Source organism: Xenorhabdus sp. IM139775 (assembly GCF_028598745.1).
Classification (GTDB): domain Bacteria; phylum Pseudomonadota; class Gammaproteobacteria; order Enterobacterales; family Enterobacteriaceae; genus Xenorhabdus.
The window spans coordinates 1-23,686 of the sequence record NZ_JAQRFK010000028.1 but is presented as its reverse complement, the minus strand read 5'-3'; the positions used below and the strand labels follow the sequence as shown (position 1 = coordinate 23,686).

Below are 23,686 nucleotides of genomic sequence, written 5' to 3'. Positions count from 1 at the left end.
TCTCAGTTCTCGTTGCTAATAGTCTTATCACAAATTGTCTTATTACACATCGGGAAGCCAAGCGCCTCGCGGGAGGCATAATAGGCCTCAGCAACCGATTTGGTCAGGGTACGGATGCGCAGGATATAGCGCTGGCGTTCAGTCACAGAAATCGCTTTGCGGGCATCCAGCAAATTGAACGTATGACCCGCTTTCAGAATGCGCTCATAAGCTGGCAATGGCAGCGGCGTTTCCAGTGCCAGTAATTCCTGTGCCTCTTTTTCATATTGCTCAAAGCAGGAAAACAGGAAATCGACATCGGCGTGTTCGAAGTTGTAAGTCGATTGTTCAACCTCGTTCTGATGGTAAATATCACCATAAGTGGTTTTACCCAACGGGCCATCGCTCCAGACCAGATCGTAAACGCTGTCCACGCCTTGGATATACATCGCCAAACGTTCCAGACCGTAAGTAATCTCGCCGGTCACTGGCTTACACTCAAGGCCGCCAACTTGCTGGAAGTAAGTAAACTGGGTCACTTCCATGCCATTCAGCCAGACTTCCCAGCCCAAGCCCCAAGCACCCAAGGTTGGGTTTTCCCAGTTATCTTCGACAAAGCGGATATCATGAACCGTCGGATCGAGCCCTAACGCTTTCAGGGAACCAAGGTAAAGTTCCTGAATGTTATCGGGAGATGGCTTGATAATCACCTGAAATTGATAGTAATGCTGGAGGCGGTTTGGGTTTTCGCCATAACGACCGTCAGTTGGACGACGAGAAGGTTGTACATACGCTGCGGCAATAGGCTCTGGCCCCAAAGCGCGCAAACAGGTAATAGGATGAGAGGTTCCTGCGCCGACTTCCATATCCAATGGTTGGACGATGGTACAGCCTTGATGCGCCCAGTAATCCTGTAATGTCAGGATGAGCCCTTGAAAGGTTTTGGTATCAAACTTTTGCATATTGGATCCGCACGCGATACATATGAATTTAAACGAAAGAGGCCAGTATACCCTTTGAATGTAAGATATACAGTACCGATCACCTGTCAATTTTGCCGCAGTATAAAAAAATCTTATTCAAGTCGCTTTATTTGTATGTTTATACAGCTAATATTGATGCAATTATTAACCACTCTCTGAGGTGAAATTCAATTTATGAGCAAAGAAACGATTCGCTGCGGTTGGGTAACATCTGATCCTGATTATCTGGCCTACCACGACCATGAGTGGGGAAACCCGCTGAGAGATAGCCAACAACTTTTCGAACTGATTTGTCTGGAAGGGCAACAAGCGGGTTTATCATGGCTGACGATCCTGAAAAAGCGGCAAGGCTATAGGCAGTATTTCCATCAGTTTGATCCGGTCAAAATAGCCAAAATGGATGAAACAGATGTTGGGCGACTCATGCAAGAACCGGCCATTGTGCGTAACCGAGCCAAAATCAATGCGATTATTCACAATGCCCGTGCTTACCTAAAAATGGCTGAACAAGGTGAAGATTTCAGCACTTTTATCTGGCATTTTGTTGATGATTCCCCGCAGATTAATCATTGGCAAAATCTGTCAGAAGTTCCTGCCCAAACAGCCACTTCTGATGCACTTTCAAACGCGCTGAAACAACGGGGATTTAAATTTATCGGCACCACCACCTGCTATGCTTTTATGCAGGCAGCGGGTTTAGTCAACGATCACCTTGTCAATTGTTTATGCCGCAACTGAGCGATATAAAAACACAGAAATAGCCGTTTTACTCCATTGCACCCTGATAGTGGGCAAGGTATGGTGTTTTCTTCTCATACAATCTTCTCATACAAAAACAGACGCAAACGCCACTATGAAATTTTCGCAATTCGGAAACAAATTTACACAAGATTCGGGAATTACCCGTCTGATGACTGATCTCAACCAAGGTCTGAGAACCCCTGGTGCCATTATGCTGGGTGGCGGAAATCCCGCACATATCCCAGAAATGGATGATTATTTCCAGCAGATCTTGACTGACATGGCGTTAGACGGTCAATTAAGCGAAACCCTCTGTAACTATGACGGGCCACAAGGGAAAAACACCTTGATAGCGGCCTTGGCCCAAGAGTTAAGGGAAAAGCTCGGCTGGGAAATTCATCCACAAAACATCGCCCTGACCAATGGCAGCCAAAGTGCCTTTTTCTATTTGTTTAACTTACTGGCGGGGCGCGCTGAAGACGGCTCGATGAAACGCGTTCTGTTTCCCCTGGCGCCAGAATATATCGGTTATTCGGATTCCGGTTTGGATGAAGGTTTATTTGTTGCCAATAAACCGAATATTGAATTGCTGCCCAACGGCCAATTCAAATATCACGTCGATTTCGATCACCTGAATATTACCGAAGACATCAACCTGATTTGCGTCTCTCGCCCGACCAATCCAACAGGCAACGTGATCACCGATGAAGAATTACTGCGCTTGGATAGTCTGGCCCAACAGCACCAGATCCCCTTACTGATAGACAATGCCTACGGCGTGCCATTCCCCGGTATTATCTTCAGCGAAGCGACCCCGCTGTGGAACCATAATATTATTCTGTGCATGAGCCTGTCCAAATTGGGTCTGCCGGGTTCCCGCTGCGGGATCATTATCGCTAATGAGAAAATCATCAATGCGGTCAGTAACATGAATGGCATTATCAGCCTGTCCCCCGGGGGAGTCGGGCCGGCTATCGCCCTGGAAATGATTAGGCGCAATGATCTGTTCCGCCTGTCACAGAGTGTCATTCAACCGTTTTACAAACAGCGGGTAGACAACGTCATTGAAATTATTCGTCGCCATATTTCGGAAGAGCGCTGCCTGATCCATAAACCGGAAGGGGCAATATTCCTTTGGCTCTGGTTTAAAAACTTGCCTATCACGACAGAAGTGCTTTATCAGCGATTGAAAAAACGGAAGGTACTGATGGTGCCGGGGCATTTCTTCTTTCCGGGGCTGGAACATGATTGGCCACATGCTCATCAATGTATGCGGATGAACTATGTGCCTGATATTGAAAAGATCGAAGAAGGCATTCGTATTCTGTCTGAAGAAATTGAGTTAGCCCATCAAGAAGCAGGATGCTGATCTGCATTGCAAACTGTCTTTAATCAGTTGGCAAAAAATAAAAAAAAGCTCCCTCTTTAGGGGGGAGGGAGCAAGATGATAACGAGGACTTTTACCTGCGAACAGGACAGTAGTTATTAGAATCCTAAAAGAATTCTTCACACACAATAGGAAAGGAAAACGATCCTTGTTTTTATACCTTCCCTGAACTGCCTATATTTAACCAGAAAAATCACATTCTAATGAATTGAATAAGCAGGGATTTTTAACTTTAAATTGCCGCTACTATCTCAAATTGAAGCCAAATTAAGTCAATTGGGCAACATTCTGTGATCTAAAGCACGTTTAATGAATCAAAAAGAATACAATCCATCTCCCGTCTAAGGCTAAAAGTTTGCTGCGTTCTCAATTAGCATTCAGGAGAGAGCATTATGCAGAATTTGTTGAGAGGATAAAATTTAACGATAAGTGCTATAGCAAACTGAATATAACATGACTATAGTAAATAGTATTAAAGAGTAAGAATATTAACGGGTGAAGTTTATACCGTTGTACTTTGGAAAAATGGCGTTAAATAGCGAATACAGTATCTGAACATTGGCAAATTAACTCATTGAGATCATGGAAATGATGAAAAATTGTAAAGTGTTTTTATTACTCGGCACCACATTAGGGTGGCTACTTGTGACGGGCTGTTCCAGCATCATGACCCATAACGGCCCCTATCAAGGTTACTATTCCGGGGCAAAAGCCAATATTGACATGCTGCAAGATGATAAAACGGGGTGGATTATGAAGCCTCTGCTTGCGCTCGACCTGCCGTTTTCTGCCTTCTTGGACACGCTGCTGCTTCCCTACGATTATGCCCGCTCCGATCAAGATAACGCAGAGCAATCCCCCAAACATCGGATAGAGCAACTGGATAAAAACCCGACGGTTACGCAGCCTGCGCCGGATATCATCATTAATCATGACGCCTAATTGTCATTTGACGTCACAGTAAACACGTTCCCGCATGTTATCGGGCATCGCCATCCGCGATGCCTGTGTCAGTCATGCCGGTCTCACCAATGAATCCCTGTTTCAACCACAATTTGTTTCAACCACAAACAGTTGTCGGTAACCGTCAATATCCCGCATAAAAGCGACATAACGATCATCCGGTGATATCACGATGGCATCAGCGCAAGGTGCATCATCGGTACGCGCCGTTAAACGCTGCATTTTTCCAGTCTGGCTGTCACAGAGCATCACGCTATTGTCACAAACACAAGCAATAAACCGCCCACGGCTGTCCCAGCTAAATGCAGACTGTATGCTGTTTTTGCCGTAAGTTACCTGCATTGATTCGCCGCCATTGGGTGAGATAGACCATAGCTGGACAATCCCCTCTTCATCTCTCATCAGAAAACCGATCTGACTGCCATCTGGCGATGCCCTTAGCCAATGACGCGGGACATTCACCACGCCCGGCCAGCGTTTATCATGGGTAAAAGTCAAACGTCGCTGTTTCACTCCCGCCGGTGGTGCCGGCAATGTGGTTTCTGTCCCTGCCAAAGGCTGGCTGCCCGCGCTAGCATAATCATGGTCGTTTTCAGGCAGATCGACGAGGTAAATCTCCGGGATTTTTTCACCACGGGCAGCGCAGGTATCCCCAATAAAAGCCAGTGCCCAACGCTGCCATTGACCATTACGTTTGCGATATCCCCGCAACCCTATCCACCCTTCTTCATAGGCACGATTGATGTCATCACTTCCGGGACGCGGGTATGCCGTCGTTTCGCTAACGACCACTGAAAAATAGCTCCCCCCATATTCCCTTGGGTGTTTTTTAACCGGCATCACAGCACGCAAAGGAACAGCTACCGCAACATGACGTAAATCAAGTGCAGGATCTAACTCATGCATCACATGGTCGTTATAGGTAAAACTCAGACGGCTGCTATCGGGGCTGAAAACATGGACATGGGTTCCTCCCCGCAAAGCGCCAGCGGTATAAGGTGGAGTAATATCCATGGCATCAATGTTAATGGCCACATTTGGCTGACTATCGGAGACAATGACACCACGGCGATGATGAAAATCATATTGCCATTGTGCATCAGGTTTTTCTGGCCCGTGAATAAAGGCATAACGAACCGGCTCTTGTGGACTTACCGTCACAACACCGACATGAGCTCCCTCCTTTGCCTGATAGATAATTTTAGTTTGCCCATGATTAACATGAATTTTTTCTATCGTTAAACCGGTAAAAGAGGCACCATGAGGGCGAACGTCGTATACCAACCATTGGCTGTCTGGAGTCCAAACATTTATATTAGTTATCTGATGGCTACGGCTATCGAATGTAATCTGACGTTCCTTAAAAACCATTTTGCACCCTTACTTTGCGAGGTTTCAGATAATAAAAACTAATCTTATTCTAATTTGGCTAAAAAATTTCAGTCGAGACGTTATTATTTCGACAGTACTCTTTACTTATCCGTTATATTTCATTTAATTAAACTTATGCTACTCAGTGTCCTTTATATCATTGGTATTACGGCTGAAGCCATGACAGGTGCCTTAGCCGCAGGTCGCCGAAAAATGGATGTATTCGGCGTTATTATTATTGCTTCCGTGACAGCCATCGGTGGTGGCACCGTCCGTGATATTATTTTGGGGCACTATCCCCTCGGCTGGGTAAAAAACCCAGAATATATCGTGACTGTTGCCTGTGCTGCCGTACTCACTATCTGGGTTGCTCCCATGATGAAACACCTACGCCGCCTGTTTCTTATTCTCGATGCCATTGGTTTAATTGTCTTCTCTATTATTGGTGCACAAATCGCGTTGGATATGCACTACAGCCCGATCATTGCAGCCATTGCTGCTGTTATTACTGGCGTTTTTGGCGGTGTACTGCGCGATATGTTTTGCAATACTATCCCTCTGGTATTCCAAAAAGAGATTTATGCCGGTGTCTCTTTCGCCGCCGCTTGGCTCTATATCGCCTTACTGCATACTCCATTACCGCCGAATAGCGTCATCCTGATTACCCTGATTGCAGGACTGGCCGCACGGCTGATTGCTATTCGTTATCGTCTTGGGCTACCTGTCTTCAATTACGATGGCACAGACCACTGATACTATTCCGCGCCTCCGTGCCGCTGGCACCACGCCGCTGACACCATAATGATGAATATCCGGGGCAACCTGTTGCCCCTATTCAGCGATATTCCTGTCACCAATATCCCTGTTCTCTGCTTGATTCTTAATACCTTGTATAGCTAAAACATGAATGACTGCCTTAATCTCCGGATGCTGTAAGAAGGCCCGGATTTTTTCTCTTTTGGCATAAGGCAGGCCAATGGCTTCATGCCATCGTGAAAGTGGCTGTAATGTTGCCTGCTGAAATTGGGAAAGAATCAATGCCGCGCGTTTAGTGCCAATCTGGGGCACGGCCTCAAGCTGCGATTTATCCAAATCCAACCAATCGGTTAAATTTGTCACCAACCCGTGCTTTACCAACGCTGACCACGTTCCCTGCCCAACGCCTTTCATGTGCAATTTTTCCCCAAGCCATGTCAGGCGAGCGATAAACTGTTGCCGGCAATAATGATCATCATTGCTCTCATTTTCAGGAACGAGTGCCAGACAACTGAGGAAATGATAATCCTGTCCATCAGGAGGTTGAATATCAGGACGTTCCGCCATCCGCCACACCACCTTATCGAGTCTGGGTATACCATGCCCCGCCAGTGCCACCGTGATTTTATCTCCGGGATAAACGTTCCACTGCTTCCAACGTTTGATGGAACCGATATTGACTCGACTCACGTGTCGATCATCCACCTTCACTTTCTCCAGATCTAATACAACCGATATTCTCCCTGTCCGGCCTACGGTGAAATTCACCCCGGTTACGGTGGTCATTTGTTGTCGCAGCGGATATTTCCATGCAATCGCCCAACTGTTTGATCCGGTTCGCCACTGTTGGCCTGTCGGTTCAAGCGCTTGGCGTAAAACAACACCATCCGTCGCAAAGGGAAGAGGCTGAACAAAATAATCCTGCCATCTTTTTTCGGCATCTTCTGCCGCAGTAATGGGGTGGCTATATTGGCTTGTGAGCGGAAACCCCATGTCGGACAACCGCGCCAGTTTCACCGCCATCTCATTGGCCCCATCCGGCCAGCCCCAAATAAAAATGCCCACGTGTTTCAGTTCCGGTGCCGGTGTTTTCCGTATCATTAAGCCCGCCACTTTACTGCGCGCGCCCTGACTCCCCGCAATAGACTGTCGGTGATTTTCCTGCTGCCAGAAAAGCTCACCTTGTAAGACTAAACGTTCAGGGGCATTCTCAATCCGCTTAGGAATAGTGGGAATAAATGCGCTCTTATCCATCCAGTCTGTGCCTTCAATACCATCACCACGGCTGATTAACCGCACTAATTGACCTTTTTCATATACTAAGGTCACGGCAATCCCATCAATTTTAGGTTGCAGCCACACCCCTGTTCGCCCCTGCAACCATTGGCGAATGTCCTCTATTCCCTTCAACTTACGCAGGCCGGTGTGCTGGACGGGATGATGCAGTTTCCCTTCCTGTAACGCTGGAATCACCGACATGTCGGTCACAGAATTAATCGGGATAACAGGGGTACTGACAGAAGTAAAAGAGCTGTCTGATTCGCGAGTTAAACAACGTTGCCAAATCCCTAAGGTTTCCAATAATTGATCATAGATTTCATCCTCTATTTCACTCATGCCCTGCTGACGATAAAGATGATCCCACTTAGCGATCTGCTGTGTTAGCTGCGCAATTTCATGCTGAAATTTTTCTGGTGACCATTCAGGGCAATTCACCTTGTTGGCAAATGCCATGGGTATACCAAATAGCAATATCCATACGGTGATGAAAAAACTAATGAGAAAATTAAGCATCCTTGCTCCATGGGTTCCTGAAAAATGGTTTTTTGAAAAATGGGTTCCTGAAAAATGAGTTCCGAAAACACGAGCAAAGAATAAAAAACAGAAGAATTTTTACCAAGAGGCAAAAAAGAAGTTTGCGAGACGTTTCGAAAAATACAGGTGCAATTTCTGCAAACGACTATTTTTCTTGAAAATGTTTCGCAAAATGCTGCATTAATGCCAGTTTGTGAAGAAAAAATTTGGTTGAAACTCCCGTTGGCATGTATTGTAACGCTGCATGGATTAACGTATCCGTGTATACTATGCGGTATTCTATATTCGCGGGATTTTATTCCTGCGCTTGCATTTATTTATACCCAATCAGTCAAGAAATCATCATGAACCAAGGAACGTTATATATTGTTTCTGCGCCGAGTGGAGCAGGCAAATCAAGCCTTATTCAGGCTTTATTAAAAACTCAGCCTTTGTATGACACTCAGGTTTCTGTTTCGCATACAACGCGCCAAGTTCGTCCGGGCGAAAATCATGGTGAACATTATTTTTTCGTTACCGCAGATGAATTTCAAAATATGATCAGCAATGATGAATTTTTGGAATATGCCTGTGTTTTTGGTAATTATTACGGCACATCCCGAAAAGTCATCGAAGATACACTCGCCAGTGGCGTTGATGTTTTTCTTGATATTGACTGGCAAGGTGCACAGCAAATCCGCCAGAAAATGCCCGCAGCCCGCAGCATTTTCATCCTGCCACCTTCCAAGGAAGAGTTGCTCCGACGCCTGCGCGGACGCGGTCAGGATAGCGAAGAGGTCATTGCCAAACGCATGGCGCAAGCCGTTGCGGAGATGGAACATTACAACGAATATGATTACGTCATCATCAATGACGATTTCAATACGGCGCTGGCCGATTTACAATCTATTATTCGTTCAGAGCGTCTACGATTAGATCGTCAGACTCAGCGGCATGATGCCTTAATCAGCAAATTATTGGCAGACTGAACCAAGTTTCAGTATGATGCCCAGTCATTTATTTACCTGTGGAGTAGCACACATATGGCACGCGTAACTGTTCAAGACGCAGTAGAAAAAATTGGTAACCGTTTTGACCTGGTGTTGGTCGCTGCTCGCCGAGCACGCCAATTGCAATCAGGCGGCAAAGATCCCCTCGTTCCAGAAGAAAACGATAAGATGACGGTTGTCGCTCTGCGTGAAATCGAACAAGGCCTTATCAACAACAAAATTCTCGATGTTCGTGAACGTCAGGAACAGCAAGAGCAAGACGCCGCAGAAATCAAAGCTGTTTCTGCCATCGCTGAAGGTCGTCGTTAATTTTACGGTAGGTCTGCTTTGTACCTGTTTGAAAGCCTGAATCAACTGGTTCTGAAATATTTGCCTGAAGATCAAATTGATCTGCTTAAACAGGCCTATGTCGTTGCGCGGGATGCCCACGAAGGGCAGACCCGCTCCAGCGGCGAGCCATACATTACTCATCCTGTCGCCGTTTCCTGTATTCTGGCTGAAATGCGCCTTGACCATGAAACACTGATGGCGGCACTTTTGCACGATGTCATTGAAGACACCCCGGCGACATTTCAGGATATAGAGCAGCTATTTGGCACGGCCGTTGCCGGCTTGGTGGAAGGCGTATCCAAATTGGATAAGCTGAACTTCCGAGACAAAAAGGAAGCACAAGCTGAAAACTTCCGCAAAATGATCATGGCGATGGTGCAAGATATCCGCGTCATTTTGATCAAACTGGCAGACCGTACACACAATATGCGAACCCTTGGCTCCCTGCGCCCCGATAAACGGCGGCGCATTGCCAGGGAAACGCTGGAAATTTATAGTCCGCTGGCTCACCGCCTGGGTATTCATCACCTAAAAACGGAGCTGGAGGAACTTGGGTTTGAAGCCCTGTATCCGAACCGTTACCGCGTGATTAAAGAGGTTGTGAAAGCCGCCCGTGGTAATCGCAAGGAGATGATCCAGAAAATTCTGTCGGAGATTGAAGGCAGGCTAACGGATGCCGGCATCAAATGTACCGTCAGTGGCCGCGAAAAACATCTCTATTCGATCTATCGTAAGATGCGCCTGAAAGAGCAGCGTTTCCATTCCATCATGGATATTTACGCCTTTCGTGTCATCGTCAATAATCTTGATACCTGCTACCGCGTATTGGGGCAAATGCACAGTTTGTACAAGCCACGTCCCGGCAGGGTGAAAGATTATATAGCCATTCCCAAAGCCAACGGCTACCAATCCCTCCATACCTCCCTGATAGGCCCGCATGGGGTGCCTGTTGAAGTGCAGATCCGTACCGAAGATATGGATCAAATGGCAGAGATGGGGGTTGCCGCACACTGGGCCTACAAAGAATGGGCTTATAAAGAACAAGGGGAATCGGGTACAACTGCGCAAGTTCGTGCTCAGCGCTGGATGCAGAGCTTACTGGAACTCCAGCAAAGTGCCGGCAGTTCTTTTGAGTTTATCGAGAGCGTTAAATCTGATTTATTTCCTGATGAGATTTACGTTTTTACCCCTGAAGGGCGCATTGTTGAGTTACCGGCTGGCGCGACGCCTGTCGATTTTGCCTATGCCGTCCATACGGATATCGGCCACGCCTGTGTCGGTGCACGCGTTGATCGCCTGCCTTATCCCCTCTCACAAACACTCAGTAGTGGGCAAACTGTCGAAATTATTACGGCACCGGGGGCTCGCCCTAACGCGGCATGGCTGAACTTTGTCGTGAGTTCCAAAGCGCGTGCCAAAATTCGCCAGTTGCTGAAAAACCTGAAACGGGATGATTCCATTAGCTTGGGGCGCCGTCTGCTTAACCATGCACTGGGTAACGGCACGAAAATTGCCGATATTCCGCAAGAAAATATCAGCAAAGAGCTGGCGAGAATGAAGCTCGCCACGTTGGATGATTTGTTGGCGGAAATTGGATTGGGCAATGCCATGAGCGTGGTTGTCGCCCGCAACTTATTACTGGGTGCCGCAGAGAAAATCACAAACAACAACGGCAATCCAGCCCGTAAGCTGCCTATCAAGGGCGCTGACGGCATTTTAATTACCTTTGCCAAATGTTGCCGCCCAATTCCCGGTGACCCGATCATTGCCCATATCAGCCCGGGAAAAGGTTTAGTCATCCACCACGAATCCTGCCGCAATATCCGTGGATATCAGAAAGAACCGGAAAAATTCATGCCTGTTGAGTGGGATAAAGATATCAATAGTGATTTTATTGCTGAAATTAAAGTTGATATGTTTAACCATCAAGGGGCTCTGGCAAACCTGACAGCCGCCATTAACGATGTTAACTCCAACATTCAAAGCATGAATACGGAGGAAAAAGATGGCCGCGTCTATTGTGCTTTCATCAGGCTGACGACCAAAGACCGTATCCAATTGGCGAATATCATGCGTAAGATACGTGTCATGCCAGACGTGATGCGGGTCAGCCGTAACCGAAACTAATCGCATGAAAAGCCAACTACTTGATGCCATTCCCTTAACCACTCTGCATGGTGTTGGCGTCAGTCAGGTCACTAAGCTCGCCAAGTTAGGGTTGGTCAATCTACAGGATTTGCTGTTGCACTTACCGCTGCGCTATGAAGATCAAACCCGCCTGTATACCATCAATGAATTACTGCCCGGCATTTATGCGACGGTAACCGGTGAAATCTTACGCACTCATGTGGTTTTTGGGCGGCGGCGCATCATGACCTGCCAAATCAACGATGGTACCGGCATATTGACTCTGCGTTTCTTCAATTTTACGGCTGCCATGAAGAATAATCTGGCCGAAGGGAAACAGGTTGTTGCCTATGGCGAAATCCGGCGCGGGAATCAAGGGCCAGAGATTATTCACCCTGAATATAAAGTCCAGCAACACGCCAACCATGTGCAACTGCAAGAGACGTTAACCCCTGTCTATCCCACCACCGAGGGCGTGCGGCAAACAACGCTGCGCAAGTTAATCGAGCAAGCATTGAAAATATTGGATACCTGCGCCATTAATGAATTGCTGCCGGAAGAATTCAGCCGCAATCTCATTAGCTTGCCCAATGCGCTGCATACATTGCACCATCCCCCGCCAGACACTTCTCTGACCGATTTGGAAAATGGCCGGCATCCGGCTCAACGAAGGCTGATTCTGGAAGAGTTGCTGGCGCATCATTTAAGTATGCTGGCTGTCAGAGCCGGGACTCAGCGCTTTCATGCCCATCCCCTCACGGCAGATGATTCGCTGAAACAGCAACTCCTGAGCCGGTTGCCATTCTCCCCCACTGGCGCACAGGCTCGCGTCGTTGCAGAAATAGAACATGATTTGGAAAAAGATGTTCCCATGATGCGCCTGATACAGGGGGATGTCGGTTCGGGGAAAACATTGGTGGCAGCGCTGGCAGCCGTTCGTGCCATCGTTCACGGCAAGCAAGTGGCATTAATGGCACCCACTGAATTGCTGGCGGAGCAACATGCCAATACCTTTCGTCAATGGCTTGAGCCGCTCGGTATTCAGGTCGGTTGGTTGGCGGGAAAACAGAAAGGTAAAGCGCGTCAGGCACAGCAAGAGGCGATCGCAAGCGGCCAAGTGAGTATGGTGGTCGGTACTCATGCCATGTTTCAGGAGCAGGTAAAATTTGCGGGATTGGCACTGGTTATCATTGATGAGCAGCACCGGTTTGGGGTTCATCAACGCTTGGCCCTGTGGGAAAAGGGGCGCGAACAAGGCTTTCATCCCCATCAATTGATCATGACAGCGACCCCGATCCCACGCACCTTGGCAATGACCGCTTATGCCGATCTGGATACGTCTATCATTGATGAATTGCCACCGGGCCGAACGCCAGTCACCACCGTTGCCATTCCGGATACCCGCCGGAGCGACATTATCCAGCGGATCAAAAATGCCTGTCTGGATGAAGGCCGTCAGGCTTACTGGGTCTGTACGTTGATCGAAGATTCTGACGTCTTGGAAGCGCAAGCCGCGCAAGCGACCAGCGAAGAGCTGACACTGGCGTTGCCTGAATTGAAAGTTGGCTTAGTACATGGGCGGATGAAACCGGCAGAAAAACAAGCTGTCATGGCGGCGTTCAAACAGGGTGAAATACAGTTGCTGGTTGCCACGACGGTCATTGAAGTCGGGGTGGATGTCCCCAATGCCAGCCTGATGGTCATCGACAACCCTGAACGTCTCGGATTGGCGCAGTTGCATCAGCTTCGTGGACGTGTCGGGCGTGGTGCCATTGCTTCTCACTGTGTCCTGCTCTATAAAACCCCGCTGACCCATACGGCCAAAATTCGCCTGCAAGTTTTACGCGACAGCAACGATGGCTTTGTAATTGCCCAAAAAGACTTGGAGATCCGTGGACCCGGTGAATTACTGGGTACTCGTCAAACAGGTAATGCAGAATTCAGGATCGCAGATTTATTGCGGGATCAAAGTATGCTGCCTGAAGTTCAACGTATTGCCCGCTATATCCACCAGCACTATCCTGAACATGCCAAGGCGCTGATTGAACGCTGGTTGCCGGATAGCTCGCAGTATAGTAATGCGTAAGTTTCAACGGGGAAACCATCGGTAAAAACAAATAAAAAAATGCCGCTGAACTGTTCAGCGGCATATTTCGCCAAGATATCTGGCCAGTCAGAAATAAATGAATTTAACCTGCTACCGAAGGGAACATCGGTAATAGCAGATACAACTTGATAACGGCGGCGTTAACGATATCAATAAAGAAGGCACCCACCATTGGCACAAGTAAGAATGCCACATGTGATGGTCCAAAACGGTCAGTGATCGCCTGCATATTCGCAATCGCCGTTGGCGTTGCGCCTAAGCCAAAACCACAGTGGCCGGCGGACAAGACCGCAGCATCGAAGTTCTTGCCCATTATGCGGTAAGTGACAAAAACAGCATACAGCGCCATCACCACGGCCTGTACGGCAAGAATGATTAACATAGGCAGGGCAAGGGAAGACAACTGCCACAGTTTCAGGCTCATCAATGCCATGGCCAGGAACAGCGATAAACTGACGTTACCCAATACTGAGACCGCCCGGTCAAAGACCCGATAGAAACCGAGCAAAGATAAGCCATTACTGAGGACGACCCCCATAAACAGGACACATACGAATGTCGGTAATTCAAAAGCCGTGCCTTGCAGCAGTTTTTCGATAAAACGCCCCGCCAATAAGCAAATGGCAATCATGGCGATGGTTTCCAACATCACTAATGGCGTGATAAGCCGGCCCGTATAAGGTTTCTCAAATGCGGTCGGGAGTTCAGTATCTTCCGTTTCCAATCCGGGTGTTTTGTCCTTTTTTACCAACAGGCGGGCAACCGGGCCACCAATCAAACCACCCAAAACCAGGCCAAATGTGGCACATGCCATGGCGACTTCCGTGGCATTTTCAAAGCCATAACGCTCTGCGAAGACTTTACCCCACGCTGCACCCGTTCCGTGTCCACCAGACAGGGTAATGGAACCCGCCAGCAATCCCATTAATGGGTCAAGGCCAAGCATTTTCGCCAACGCGATGCCTACGGTGTTTTGTACCAATAACAGGCCAACCACCACGAAGACAAAGATGACCAGGAATTTTCCACCTGCTTTCAAGCTGGCAAGGTTAGCGTTCAAGCCAATTGTGGCAAAGAACGTCAACATGAGAGGCTCAGTGAGGGAGGAATCAAAACTTATTTCCCAACCCGTGGATTGTTTAACCGCCAACAGCACTAAGGCGACCAATAATCCACCAGCGACCGGTTCAGGAATGGTATATTTTTCGAGGAATGGAACCGATTTTACGAGCTTTCTTCCTAGTAGCAAAACAAGTGTGGCAGCAACGAGCGTGCCATAAATATCCAGATGATACATTTATGTACCTCATCCATTGTTAATATTATGTGAATTTAATGTGACGTTATAATCATCCTATAAAAACGCCAAAAGCAGGTAAGGATTGGATTAGAAAGAAATTTACGCATAAACACAAGTTAAAACATTTAAAAATGTGACGGAATTAAGCTGCATTTCATTATGAAAACTTTACGCAAACGATTGCTTTAGTGATAGGAATCATTAAAATACTTTTTTTGTCTATCTGGAATTTCACAACATGGTCAATTTACCCCGTGAATCCAATTCATCAGAAGTTCCCAATAAATCAAATAATGAACTTATCTATCATCTGGAAGATAAACCGCCTCTCCCACATGCCCTGTTTGCAGCCTGTCAACATTTACTGGCAATGTTTGTGGCGGTTATTACGCCAGCGATGTTGATTTGTCAGGCTCTGGGGCTTCCCGCACAGGATACCCAACGCATTATCAGTATGTCCCTGTTTGCCTCAGGTTTGGCATCACTGATTCAAATTCGATCTTGGGGCCCCGTCGGCTCTGGCTTGCTTTCAATTCAGGGCACCAGTTTTAATTTTGTGGCACCACTGATTATGGGAGGACTGGCACTGAAAAATGGCGGTGCGGATATGCCAACCATGATGTCCGCCCTGTTCGGTACACTGATGATCGCGTCAATGACCGAGGTATTGCTCTCACGGGTACTGCATTTAGCCAGCAAGATCATTACCCCTCTGGTTTCGGGCATTGTGGTCATGATCATCGGCCTGTCATTAATTCAGGTCGGATTAACGTCGATTGGCGGAGGCTATGCCGCGATCCAAAACGGGACATTTGGTGCACCTGATAATCTGCTGTTAGCGGGGATTGTGCTTGCCGTTATTGTGTTACTCAATCGGCAAAGGAATCCTTACTTGCGGGTTGCGTCTCTGGTCATTGCCATGGCAGTCGGTTATCTGGTGGCGTGGTATCGGGATATGCTCCCAGTTTCAACACCACAAGCAGATACCCCATTGATCACGGTTCCTTCACCGCTCTATTATGGTTTGTCTTTTGATTGGAATCTGTTGATCCCACTGATTCTGATTTTCATGGTGACCTCACTGGAAACGATTGGCGATATCACCGCAACCTCCGACGTCTCCGAACAACCTGTCAGCGGCCCGCTCTATATGAAACGGCTCAAGGGTGGTGTGCTGGCAAATGGCCTCAATTCTATGATTTCAGCCGTGTTTAATACGTTTCCCAACTCCTGTTTTGGTCAGAACAATGGCGTGATCCAGTTGACCGGCGTCGCCAGTCGCTATGTCGGTTACCTTATTGCTTCAATGCTGGTACTGTTGGGATTGTTTCCCGCTGTGGCCGGTTTTGTGCAGCATATTCCTGAGCCGGTTCTGGGCGGGGCAACAATTGTGATGTTTGGGACTATCGCCGCGTCGGGTGTCAGGATCGTTTCCCGTGAACCCCTGAACCGCCGTTCCATCATGATCATCGCACTGTCTCTGGCGGTCGGGTTAGGTGTTTCCCAGCAACCGCTGATTTTACAGTTTGCCCCTGATTGGGTGAAAAATTTACTCTCTTCAGGTATTGCCGCCGGCGGGCTAACCGCCATTTTGCTTAACCTGATTTTTCCCCAAGAAAAATAGTCAGGCAAGTTTATATACCCTCTAAACGCCAAGTTATCGCTCGCAAGACGAAAGCCACTTATTATCTCCCCGCGCCGCGGGGAGATAATAAAGGCATCTTGAAGTACGACGAGTATATAATCTTTGGCTATCTCCCGCCTGAGCTGCGGGAGTTTCACTTTCTTGCATCCATTTACACCCTTTTTGCAAAGCTATTCGCAATATTTCTACACATTCTCACTAAATGGCATTTTTATCTGCATCATCTATTGAGTGCCTATTCATTTTCCGGCATAAAAGGGCTTCTATCGGAAGGTTATCTTGAGGTGAAATAATGAGGTGGTTAGGGAAATTTTTTGTCACTCTGCTATTCGTGCTGATTGTGGCAATCATCATTATCTATGTGGTTGCCCAAACGCATTGGGGAGCCAAACAGCTAAGCCAATGGCTCAATAGACAAGGACATTATCAAGTCAGCATTGAAGGCATCAGCCATAGCTGGCTGCAACCTGCTACCTTAACGTTCAACCATGTTGATATTCACGACAAACAAAGCCCTTTCTCACTCAATGCCGATACCATTAATTTTGATTTCAAATGGCAGCATTTACTCTCCCCCCAAAATCTCCGTCGTCTGACATTGCAAAACGGGACACTGATACTGTCTGGAAACGCATTTCCTCTCCCCTTGCAAGCAGATATCTTGCAACTGAACCAGATGAATATTCAGTTAAAAAATCCCAACACGCACATTCAGGGGGAAAATATCACGGGTGGCATCACGCCTTGGGCTCCTGCTGTGGGTAATCCATTAGGTAATGGGCAGTATCAGTTCAGCGCCAGTACGCTTCGTTTAAATGATATACCGGTTGAAAATGTCATTATGCAAGGCAGTGTCCAGAATAAAGCGCTGACTATCGACTCTTTTGGCGCAACATTTCTGCGAGGAGCCATTTCTGGCGATGGTCAGCGATTGCCGGACGGCAGTTGGCGTTGGAATAATATCCTGATCAGTGACATTCGTTGGCAAACCCCGATGACACTGAGCGGGCTGGCAGAAAAAATCAGCCATTTTCCCGCCAGTTATGTCAGAGATCTCAATATCACCAATGCCAAGCTGCAAGGGGCGGATTGGTCTGTCGATTATCTGGACAGCACCATCAAAAACGTAGGCTTGGTCAATGGCAGTTGGCGCGCCGACGATGGCCTGATTGATTTTAACGCGATGAACATGACATTGAATAATGCCCAGTTCAACGACACACTCGGAAAATTCCGTTTTTCCGGTGATACCTTTACCATCGCTAACCTGACAACTCATTATCAAAAAGGGTTGTTCAATATCCAGTCCCAATGGGATCGCAAAAACCGGCTCCTTACCCTTCAAGAGAGTTCGGTCACGGGGCTGCTTTATGCCCTGCCATCAGCATGGCTCGACTATTTCAAAAAACCGGCGCCACAATGGATTTCAGGGCTGAAACTCAATGATATTACTATCAATAATACGCTGCTGATTGATACCAATCCTCGCTTCCCGTTCCAGCTCACGACCCTTGGCGCTCATATTGACCATATGGACATCCTGAAAAATGGCAAGTGGGGATTGTGGAGTGGGCAGGCATCGTTGCAAGCTGCCGGCGGGACATTCAACAAGATCGAAATAACCCGTCCTTATCTGCAATTACACGCCGCCGATGGCAATATCACCCTGGATAAGTTGAATGCCTTTACCGGTGAAGGGCTATTGCAACTGACCGGCTCGGCTGAACAACAAACGGCTCACACGCCTTTTAACCTCAACTTCAAAGGCATGAATGCAGATTTGAACATCTTGCCACAATGGGGCTGGGTGCCGCTTAACGTGCAGGGAGACGGAAATTTCTCGCTCACTATCACGGGTGATCTCTGGGCTGACGATGTGAAGGGAACAATAAACGGGACATTGGTTGCGGAAGATAAATCAGCAGGCAAAGAGTCACAATCTATTGAGCAAGGTGTGATCTCAACGAGCCGCTGTACGCCAACTACCCCCTCTGCCGCAGAGGCTCCTGAAGTTGATCACTCAACAACGGGTAATCCCCCTACGGAGAGTCAGACCTGCGCTAAAATCAAGTTGTAGCAAAACGTTCGGGAGGCAGGACGATATAAGTACCGGTGAACACGCTACCTATGCCATGTTCACCGCTAACCTGCACCTCTACTTTTACACGCGCCTTGTTGCCGCGTGCAAGGCGGGCAAGGTCACCGCTCATATTATTAAAGTCTGCGGTTGCACTGGGGCGCCCCGTAATCGGTTGGTGATAACGAATATTGGCATCCACCAAAATGATATCCCCACCCAATTGGCGCTCCTGTAGCAACAACCAGATCAATCCCCATGCCGTTAACGTAGCCTGCGAAAATAAGCTGCCTGCGAAAATCGTGTGATGTGGATTCTGGTTTCCGGCTTCAGGCATCGTCGTGACGAAACGTTGTCCGGTATATTGGGTGATCCGCAGCCCCATCTTTTCACTCAAAGGGATGTGTTTATACCAAGCCTGCTGCAATTCTGCGCACCAATCAGGACGGTGCAAAATATCATCAAGGCTCACGATAGGTTTGAACATAAGAAAATGGTTAATCGGTAACGTCTTGGCACCATTGATCAAGCCACGATTTTGAAAACCCAATTTGTCGAAGAAATCAACCGCATCCTCCCGTGCACTGCAAACAACGCGTTTCACCCCTTCTTGTCTGGCGACCGATTCCAATGCCATCGCAATCAGTGTACCCAACCCTTTTCGCTGCACATTGGGATGAACGGCCAAAAAACGAATGGCGCCTTCGTTGTCCGCGTTGATATATAAACGCCCAACCGCAAGCGGTTTACCCTGTTCATCCACCACCATTTGATGATGAGCCATTGAATCGTAACCATCTTTCTCTGATCCAATGGGCTGGTGAAGCGGTTTACGCAACATCTCCCAACGAAATTGGTAATAAGTTTCCAACTCTTGCTCTGTTTGAGGTACTCTCAGATGGTACATAGAAACAGCCCCTTCATTTTTTGCGATATTTTATCCACATCATACTTGCAACCAAAAAGTCACTGGTCCGTCATTGGTCAAACTGACTTTCATGTCTGCCGCAAATTTCCCCATTTCTGTTTTTACACCAGTTACACGGCACTGTTCAACAAAATAGCGATAAAGCTCATCTGCTTTTTGTGGATCAGCACCGCCGGAAAAACTGGGCCTTAAGCCTTTCTGCGTATCCGCAACCAAGGTAAATTGCGACACAACCAGCAACTTACCGCCAGCCTGCTGCACGTTAAGGTTCATTTTCCCCTGTTCATCACTAAATACCCGATACCCCATGACCTTGTTGCATAAACGCTGTGCTTTTTGTGGCGAGTCGTCTTTTTCAACTCCCAGCAACACCAGCAACCCTTGTCCAATTTCGCCAATCGTCTCACCTTCAACAACGACCTTTGCCTGTGTGACACGCTGAATTAATGCGATCATTTCTCTTGCCTGTTATTCCGTATAGTGATTCAGATAGTGAACCCGTCGTCCTTTATTATCTTAAAGTGCAACGAGTATAGTCAGTCATATCGGTAGAGAATCGTAGCATGTTCCCTTGCCCGCAAGGGTATACGGGCAAGGAAAAGGGTGGAAAACATCATCTGTAATAAGCTGACGAGGCTAATTTTTTGCGGGAAGCGAGAAATCATGCGTCTTAAAATAAGCAGGGATCACATGCCTGTCAGCCACATGAATGGCATTGATACTTAAGTTTTTCGCTGCTTCGACGTTTTCTAAAAGATCATCAAAGAATATGGCTTGATCGGCTGTCACACCTTCTGCGGCAAGCACATAGTTAAAAATATCGGGATTCGGTTTACGCATCCCCACGTCTTGGGATAAATAAAGGGAATCCGTTGCTGCTGCAATCTCAGGATAATACACTGACCAATAATCAAAATGCAGGCGGTTTGTATTTGACAGCACAACGACACGATGCCCTTGGGCACGCAATTTATTCATTAACTCAGTGACGTCCTGCCTGATACCAATAAAAATGGCATTCCAGCCTTCGGCAACTTGCTCAAAACTAAGTGCAATCTCCATTTCATCACAGATCCTTTCTGCAAATTCAGTGTCACTGATCTGCCCGCACTCATGCTTTTTAACCGTCTCCCCCAGCGAAAATTTTGCGGTCAATGTTGCCAGCGGTGTTCCACTCAGATTACTCCAAACAGCCAGTACCCTTTTAAAATCAATATCAATAATCACGTTACCCAAATCGAAAATATACAGCATAATTTCCCCCCGACTGACGCTTATTGTTGGGTACTTTTATCATAATTTTGTTAAGAGATGTGCACCCTGTTTAACAAAGAAACTCAGTATTTGAGACGCGATCACAGTTTTTAGCAACGGGAACAAAATGAAAATCGTCAGGCATGATGATTTCAGAAGAATACAGAAAAGTACGTTATCTAACGCCCAATTGATTTAAAAATACCGGTTCTAACCTTCGGTTAATGATAAGAATTTAATCGTACGGTCCTATTTTTTCCCTCGCTGTCGGATATGCTCGGCACACGATAAAAAAAGGGCACCGAAGTGCCCTAATTTATTTATATTCAATCCGTTACGCTCAATGCGTAACCCAGCAATTAAACGTCTTTGCTGCGGTTTGCACGACGGCGATCGTTTTCAGTCAAATGACGCTTACGCAAGCGAATTGACTCTGGCGTTACTTCAACCAACTCGTCGTCATCAATAAACTCCAACGCCTGTTCCAATGTCTTCTTGAGATATGGAGACAGGGTGGTTGCTTCATCTGTTCCTGATGCACGCACGTTAGTCAGTTTCTTACCGGTCAGACAGTTAACGGTCAGGTCATTTGAACGCGAGTGAATACCGATGATCTGGCCTTCATACACTTCAGTACCGTGACCCAGGAACAACTTACCACGCTCCTGCAAGCCATATAACGCGTAAGCCACTGCCTTGCCTTGTCCATTGGAAATCAGTACGCCATTTAAGCGACGGCCAATCTCACCTGGGCGAATATCATCATAATGGCTGAAGGTTGCATACAGCAGGCCAGTACCCGAAGTCATGGTCATGAATTCAGTACGGAAGCCGATCAAACCACGGCTTGGGATCACGTAATCAAGACGAACGCGACCTTTTCCGTCCGGCAACATGTCGCGCATTTCACCTTTACGCTCACCCAAAGCCTGCATCACGTCACCCTGATGCTGTTCTTCGATATCCAGGGTCACCTGTTCGAAAGGTTCCTGCTTACGGCCATCAATTTCACGGAAAATTACTTTTGGACGGGAAACCCCCATCTCGAAACCTTCACGACGCATATTTTCGATCAGCACGGACAGGTGCAGTTCACCACGACCCGATACACGGAATGCGTCTGGATCTTCCGTTTCTTCAACGCGCAACGCAACGTTATGCACCAGCTCTTTTTTCAGGCGATCAAGGATCTGGCGGGAAGTCACGTATTTACCTTCACGGCCACAGAACGGTGAAGTATTGACGCAGAAATACATGCTGACGGTAGGTTCATCAACGGCCAGTGCCGGCAACGCTTCAACCGCATTGACTTCACACAGGGTATCGGAGATATTCAGCTCGCCCAGACCGGTAATTGCGATGATATCGCCCGCTTCTGCCTTATCAGACTCGATACGCTCCAGTCCCAAATGGCTAAAGACTTTACCGACTTTACCGTTGCGGGTTTTGCCTTCGCTATCGATGATCGTAATATTCTGGTTTGGTTTTACCGTACCGCGTTTAATACTGCCGATACCGATAACCCCAACATAGCTGTTGTAATCCAACTGCGAAATTTGCATCTGGAATGGGCCATCAAGGTCAACCTTAGGCGGTTCAACGTGATTAACGATAGCCTGATACAGCGGAGTCATGTCTTCCGCCATCTCGGTGTGCTCGTTACCGGCAACGCCCATCAGTGCAGATGCATAAATGATTGGGAAATCTAACTGTTCATCTGTTGCACCGAGGTTCACGAACAGGTCAAACACCTGATCCACTACCCAGTCAGGACGCGCGCCAGGACGGTCAACTTTGTTGATAACCACGATAGGCTTCAGGCCGTGAGCAAACGCTTTTTGGGTAACGAAACGCGTCTGTGGCATTGGGCCATCCATCGCATCAACCAACAGCAGAACACTGTCAACCATTGACATCACACGCTCGACCTCACCACCAAAGTCGGCGTGGCCCGGGGTGTCTACGATATTGATACGGTAGTCATTCCATTTAATTGCGGTGTTTTTTGCCAGAATGGTGATGCCACGTTCTTTTTCCAGATCATTGGAGTCCATCACACGTTCAGTAGTTGCAGCACGTTCACCGAAAGTACCGGACTGTTGCAGGAGTTTATCAACCAGCGTGGTTTTGCCATGGTCGACGTGAGCGATGATGGCGATATTTCTTAAGTTATTAATTGACAAGTATTTTTACCGTTTAGCTATTTGAGAACAGATTAGATAAGTGCAGCGTGGCAGAACGCCGCGACACCCACTAACGAAAATATGGTGTTATTTTACACGTTATGACCACAGAGTGAAATAAATGTGAGGTGTATCACCTTAGAAATTTGTCGATTCATGAAAAAGTGCCGACAAACGTAAACGCATATGCAGAAAAACAGGTAACATACACTATGACTCGTTGGTTATCTACGATATCTATTTTTTCTTCACAAGCACTATACGTTAGTCCCTGATTTCAATATTAATCATGATACATCATTAAAAACTGACCTTTCACAAAAAAATGTAAAAGGTCAAATTAAATTTTCCTGCAAAGGTTATATTTATCTTAAAAACATTATTAATATATAAATCCTAAATTAATAGCATTCTGATATTAATCACAATCAGACCATATCCAAGCTGGTTTGGTATCTATGCTTCCTTTCCAAACCCTACTATTCATCAATTGACCCTCTTTTTTAATTGAATAAGAAAAATAAACCTGCCCTGAGTCATTAGCATCAAGTATACCGTTTCCAGCAAGATGCGTTTGATAAATACCTATTATTTTAGTATTCGTTTTATTATCAGGACCAACATCACTCGGCATTGTCACTGGAATAAGAAGATCTACTTTTTTCTGATTTGCTATAATATGTAAATACAGAGTCACCTCAGCAGGGTAAGAGCACGAGTGCTCATTTCTCACCCAAAGCCGTCAAACCGG

Annotated in this window: 19 protein-coding genes; 10 read left to right on the top strand and 9 right to left on the bottom strand. The window is 47.1% G+C overall.

Annotated features, from left to right (window positions below):
• Window positions 1–2 precede the first annotated feature (2 nt).
• Window positions 3–941 carry a glycine--tRNA ligase subunit alpha gene (gene glyQ / locus PSI17_RS08315; RefSeq protein ID WP_273551539.1) on the bottom strand — a complete coding sequence of 313 codons (939 nt, stop codon included), beginning with the start codon at window positions 939–941 and terminating at the stop codon, window positions 3–5.
• 195 nt (window positions 942–1,136) lie between these two features.
• On the opposite strand from glyQ, the gene PSI17_RS08310 reads away from it, so the two are divergent.
• The 3 genes from PSI17_RS08310 (at window position 1,137) to PSI17_RS08300 (ending at window position 4,032) form a co-directional block, all read left to right on the top strand.
• Window positions 1,137–1,700, top strand: a complete 564-nt coding sequence (locus PSI17_RS08310) for a DNA-3-methyladenine glycosylase I (RefSeq protein ID WP_273551538.1) — start codon at window positions 1,137–1,139, stop codon at window positions 1,698–1,700.
• 115 nt (window positions 1,701–1,815) lie between these two features.
• The gene (locus PSI17_RS08305) at window positions 1,816–3,072 is read left to right on the top strand and encodes a valine--pyruvate transaminase (protein WP_273551537.1); all 1,257 of its coding nucleotides are present in this window, start codon (window positions 1,816–1,818) and stop codon (window positions 3,070–3,072) included.
• 609 nt (window positions 3,073–3,681) lie between these two features.
• Window positions 3,682–4,032 carry a YceK/YidQ family lipoprotein gene (locus tag PSI17_RS08300; RefSeq protein ID WP_273551552.1) on the top strand — a complete coding sequence of 117 codons (351 nt, stop codon included), beginning with the start codon at window positions 3,682–3,684 and terminating at the stop codon, window positions 4,030–4,032.
• Window positions 4,033–4,134: 102 nt separating this feature from the next.
• On the opposite strand, the gene PSI17_RS08295 is transcribed toward PSI17_RS08300, so the two are convergent.
• Entirely contained in the window at window positions 4,135–5,424 is a 1,290-nt protein-coding gene (locus PSI17_RS08295) for a DUF3748 domain-containing protein (RefSeq protein WP_273551536.1), read from the bottom strand.
• A gap of 135 nt (window positions 5,425–5,559) precedes the next feature.
• Between PSI17_RS08295 and PSI17_RS08290 the strand changes: the two genes are divergently transcribed.
• Entirely contained in the window at window positions 5,560–6,177 is a 618-nt protein-coding gene (locus tag PSI17_RS08290) for a trimeric intracellular cation channel family protein (protein ID WP_273551535.1), read from the top strand.
• 78 nt (window positions 6,178–6,255) lie between these two features.
• Here the strand turns inward: PSI17_RS08290 and ligB are convergent, their stop codons facing one another.
• Window positions 6,256–7,914 carry an NAD-dependent DNA ligase LigB gene (ligB, locus tag PSI17_RS08285; RefSeq protein ID WP_273551534.1) on the bottom strand — a complete coding sequence of 553 codons (1,659 nt, stop codon included), beginning with the start codon at window positions 7,912–7,914 and terminating at the stop codon, window positions 6,256–6,258.
• A gap of 425 nt (window positions 7,915–8,339) precedes the next feature.
• On the opposite strand from ligB, the gene gmk reads away from it, so the two are divergent.
• The 4 genes from gmk to recG are packed head-to-tail and all read left to right on the top strand — an operon-like array spanning window position 8,340 to window position 13,527.
• Window positions 8,340–8,963, top strand: a complete 624-nt coding sequence (gene gmk / locus PSI17_RS08280; RefSeq protein WP_273551533.1) for a guanylate kinase — start codon at window positions 8,340–8,342, stop codon at window positions 8,961–8,963.
• Window positions 8,964–9,017: 54 nt separating this feature from the next.
• A complete protein-coding gene (gene rpoZ, locus PSI17_RS08275) occupies window positions 9,018–9,293 on the top strand; it encodes a DNA-directed RNA polymerase subunit omega (protein ID WP_273551532.1) in 276 nt (91 codons plus the stop codon).
• An 18-nt stretch (window positions 9,294–9,311) separates the two neighbouring features.
• Window positions 9,312–11,441: a bifunctional GTP diphosphokinase/guanosine-3',5'-bis pyrophosphate 3'-pyrophosphohydrolase gene (gene spoT, locus PSI17_RS08270; protein WP_273551531.1), complete on the top strand. Its 2,130-nt coding sequence runs from the start codon at window positions 9,312–9,314 to the stop codon at window positions 11,439–11,441.
• A 4-nt stretch (window positions 11,442–11,445) separates the two neighbouring features.
• Window positions 11,446–13,527: an ATP-dependent DNA helicase RecG gene (recG, locus tag PSI17_RS08265; protein WP_273551530.1), complete on the top strand. Its 2,082-nt coding sequence runs from the start codon at window positions 11,446–11,448 to the stop codon at window positions 13,525–13,527.
• Between the two features lie 103 nt (window positions 13,528–13,630).
• On the opposite strand, the gene gltS is transcribed toward recG, so the two are convergent.
• Entirely contained in the window at window positions 13,631–14,845 is a 1,215-nt protein-coding gene (gene gltS, locus PSI17_RS08260) for a sodium/glutamate symporter (RefSeq protein WP_273551529.1), read from the bottom strand.
• Between the two features lie 241 nt (window positions 14,846–15,086).
• Here gltS and PSI17_RS08255 point away from each other — a divergent pair, with 241 nt between their 5' ends.
• Entirely contained in the window at window positions 15,087–16,472 is a 1,386-nt protein-coding gene (locus tag PSI17_RS08255; RefSeq protein WP_273551528.1) for a uracil-xanthine permease family protein, read from the top strand.
• A gap of 313 nt (window positions 16,473–16,785) precedes the next feature.
• A complete protein-coding gene (locus tag PSI17_RS08250) occupies window positions 16,786–18,570 on the top strand; it encodes an AsmA family protein (protein ID WP_273551527.1) in 1,785 nt (594 codons plus the stop codon).
• Here the strand turns inward: PSI17_RS08250 and fabY are convergent.
• From fabY to PSI17_RS08225, 5 genes are all read right to left on the bottom strand, one after another.
• Window positions 18,560–19,477 carry a fatty acid biosynthesis protein FabY gene (fabY, locus tag PSI17_RS08245; protein ID WP_273551526.1) on the bottom strand — a complete coding sequence of 306 codons (918 nt, stop codon included), beginning with the start codon at window positions 19,475–19,477 and terminating at the stop codon, window positions 18,560–18,562. The genes PSI17_RS08250 and fabY overlap by 11 nt on opposite strands.
• A gap of 39 nt (window positions 19,478–19,516) precedes the next feature.
• Complete coding sequence (dtd, locus tag PSI17_RS08240; RefSeq protein WP_273551525.1) at window positions 19,517–19,954, bottom strand: D-aminoacyl-tRNA deacylase; 438 nt, start codon at window positions 19,952–19,954, stop codon at window positions 19,517–19,519.
• Window positions 19,955–20,134: 180 nt separating this feature from the next.
• Complete coding sequence (yihX, locus tag PSI17_RS08235) at window positions 20,135–20,752, bottom strand: glucose-1-phosphatase (protein WP_273551524.1); 618 nt, start codon at window positions 20,750–20,752, stop codon at window positions 20,135–20,137.
• Between the two features lie 359 nt (window positions 20,753–21,111).
• A complete protein-coding gene (typA, locus tag PSI17_RS08230; protein ID WP_273551523.1) occupies window positions 21,112–22,935 on the bottom strand; it encodes a ribosome-dependent GTPase TypA in 1,824 nt (607 codons plus the stop codon).
• Window positions 22,936–23,353: 418 nt separating this feature from the next.
• Complete coding sequence (locus PSI17_RS08225; RefSeq protein WP_273551522.1) at window positions 23,354–23,632, bottom strand: hypothetical protein; 279 nt, start codon at window positions 23,630–23,632, stop codon at window positions 23,354–23,356.
• Between the last annotated feature and the right edge of the window lie 54 nt (window positions 23,633–23,686).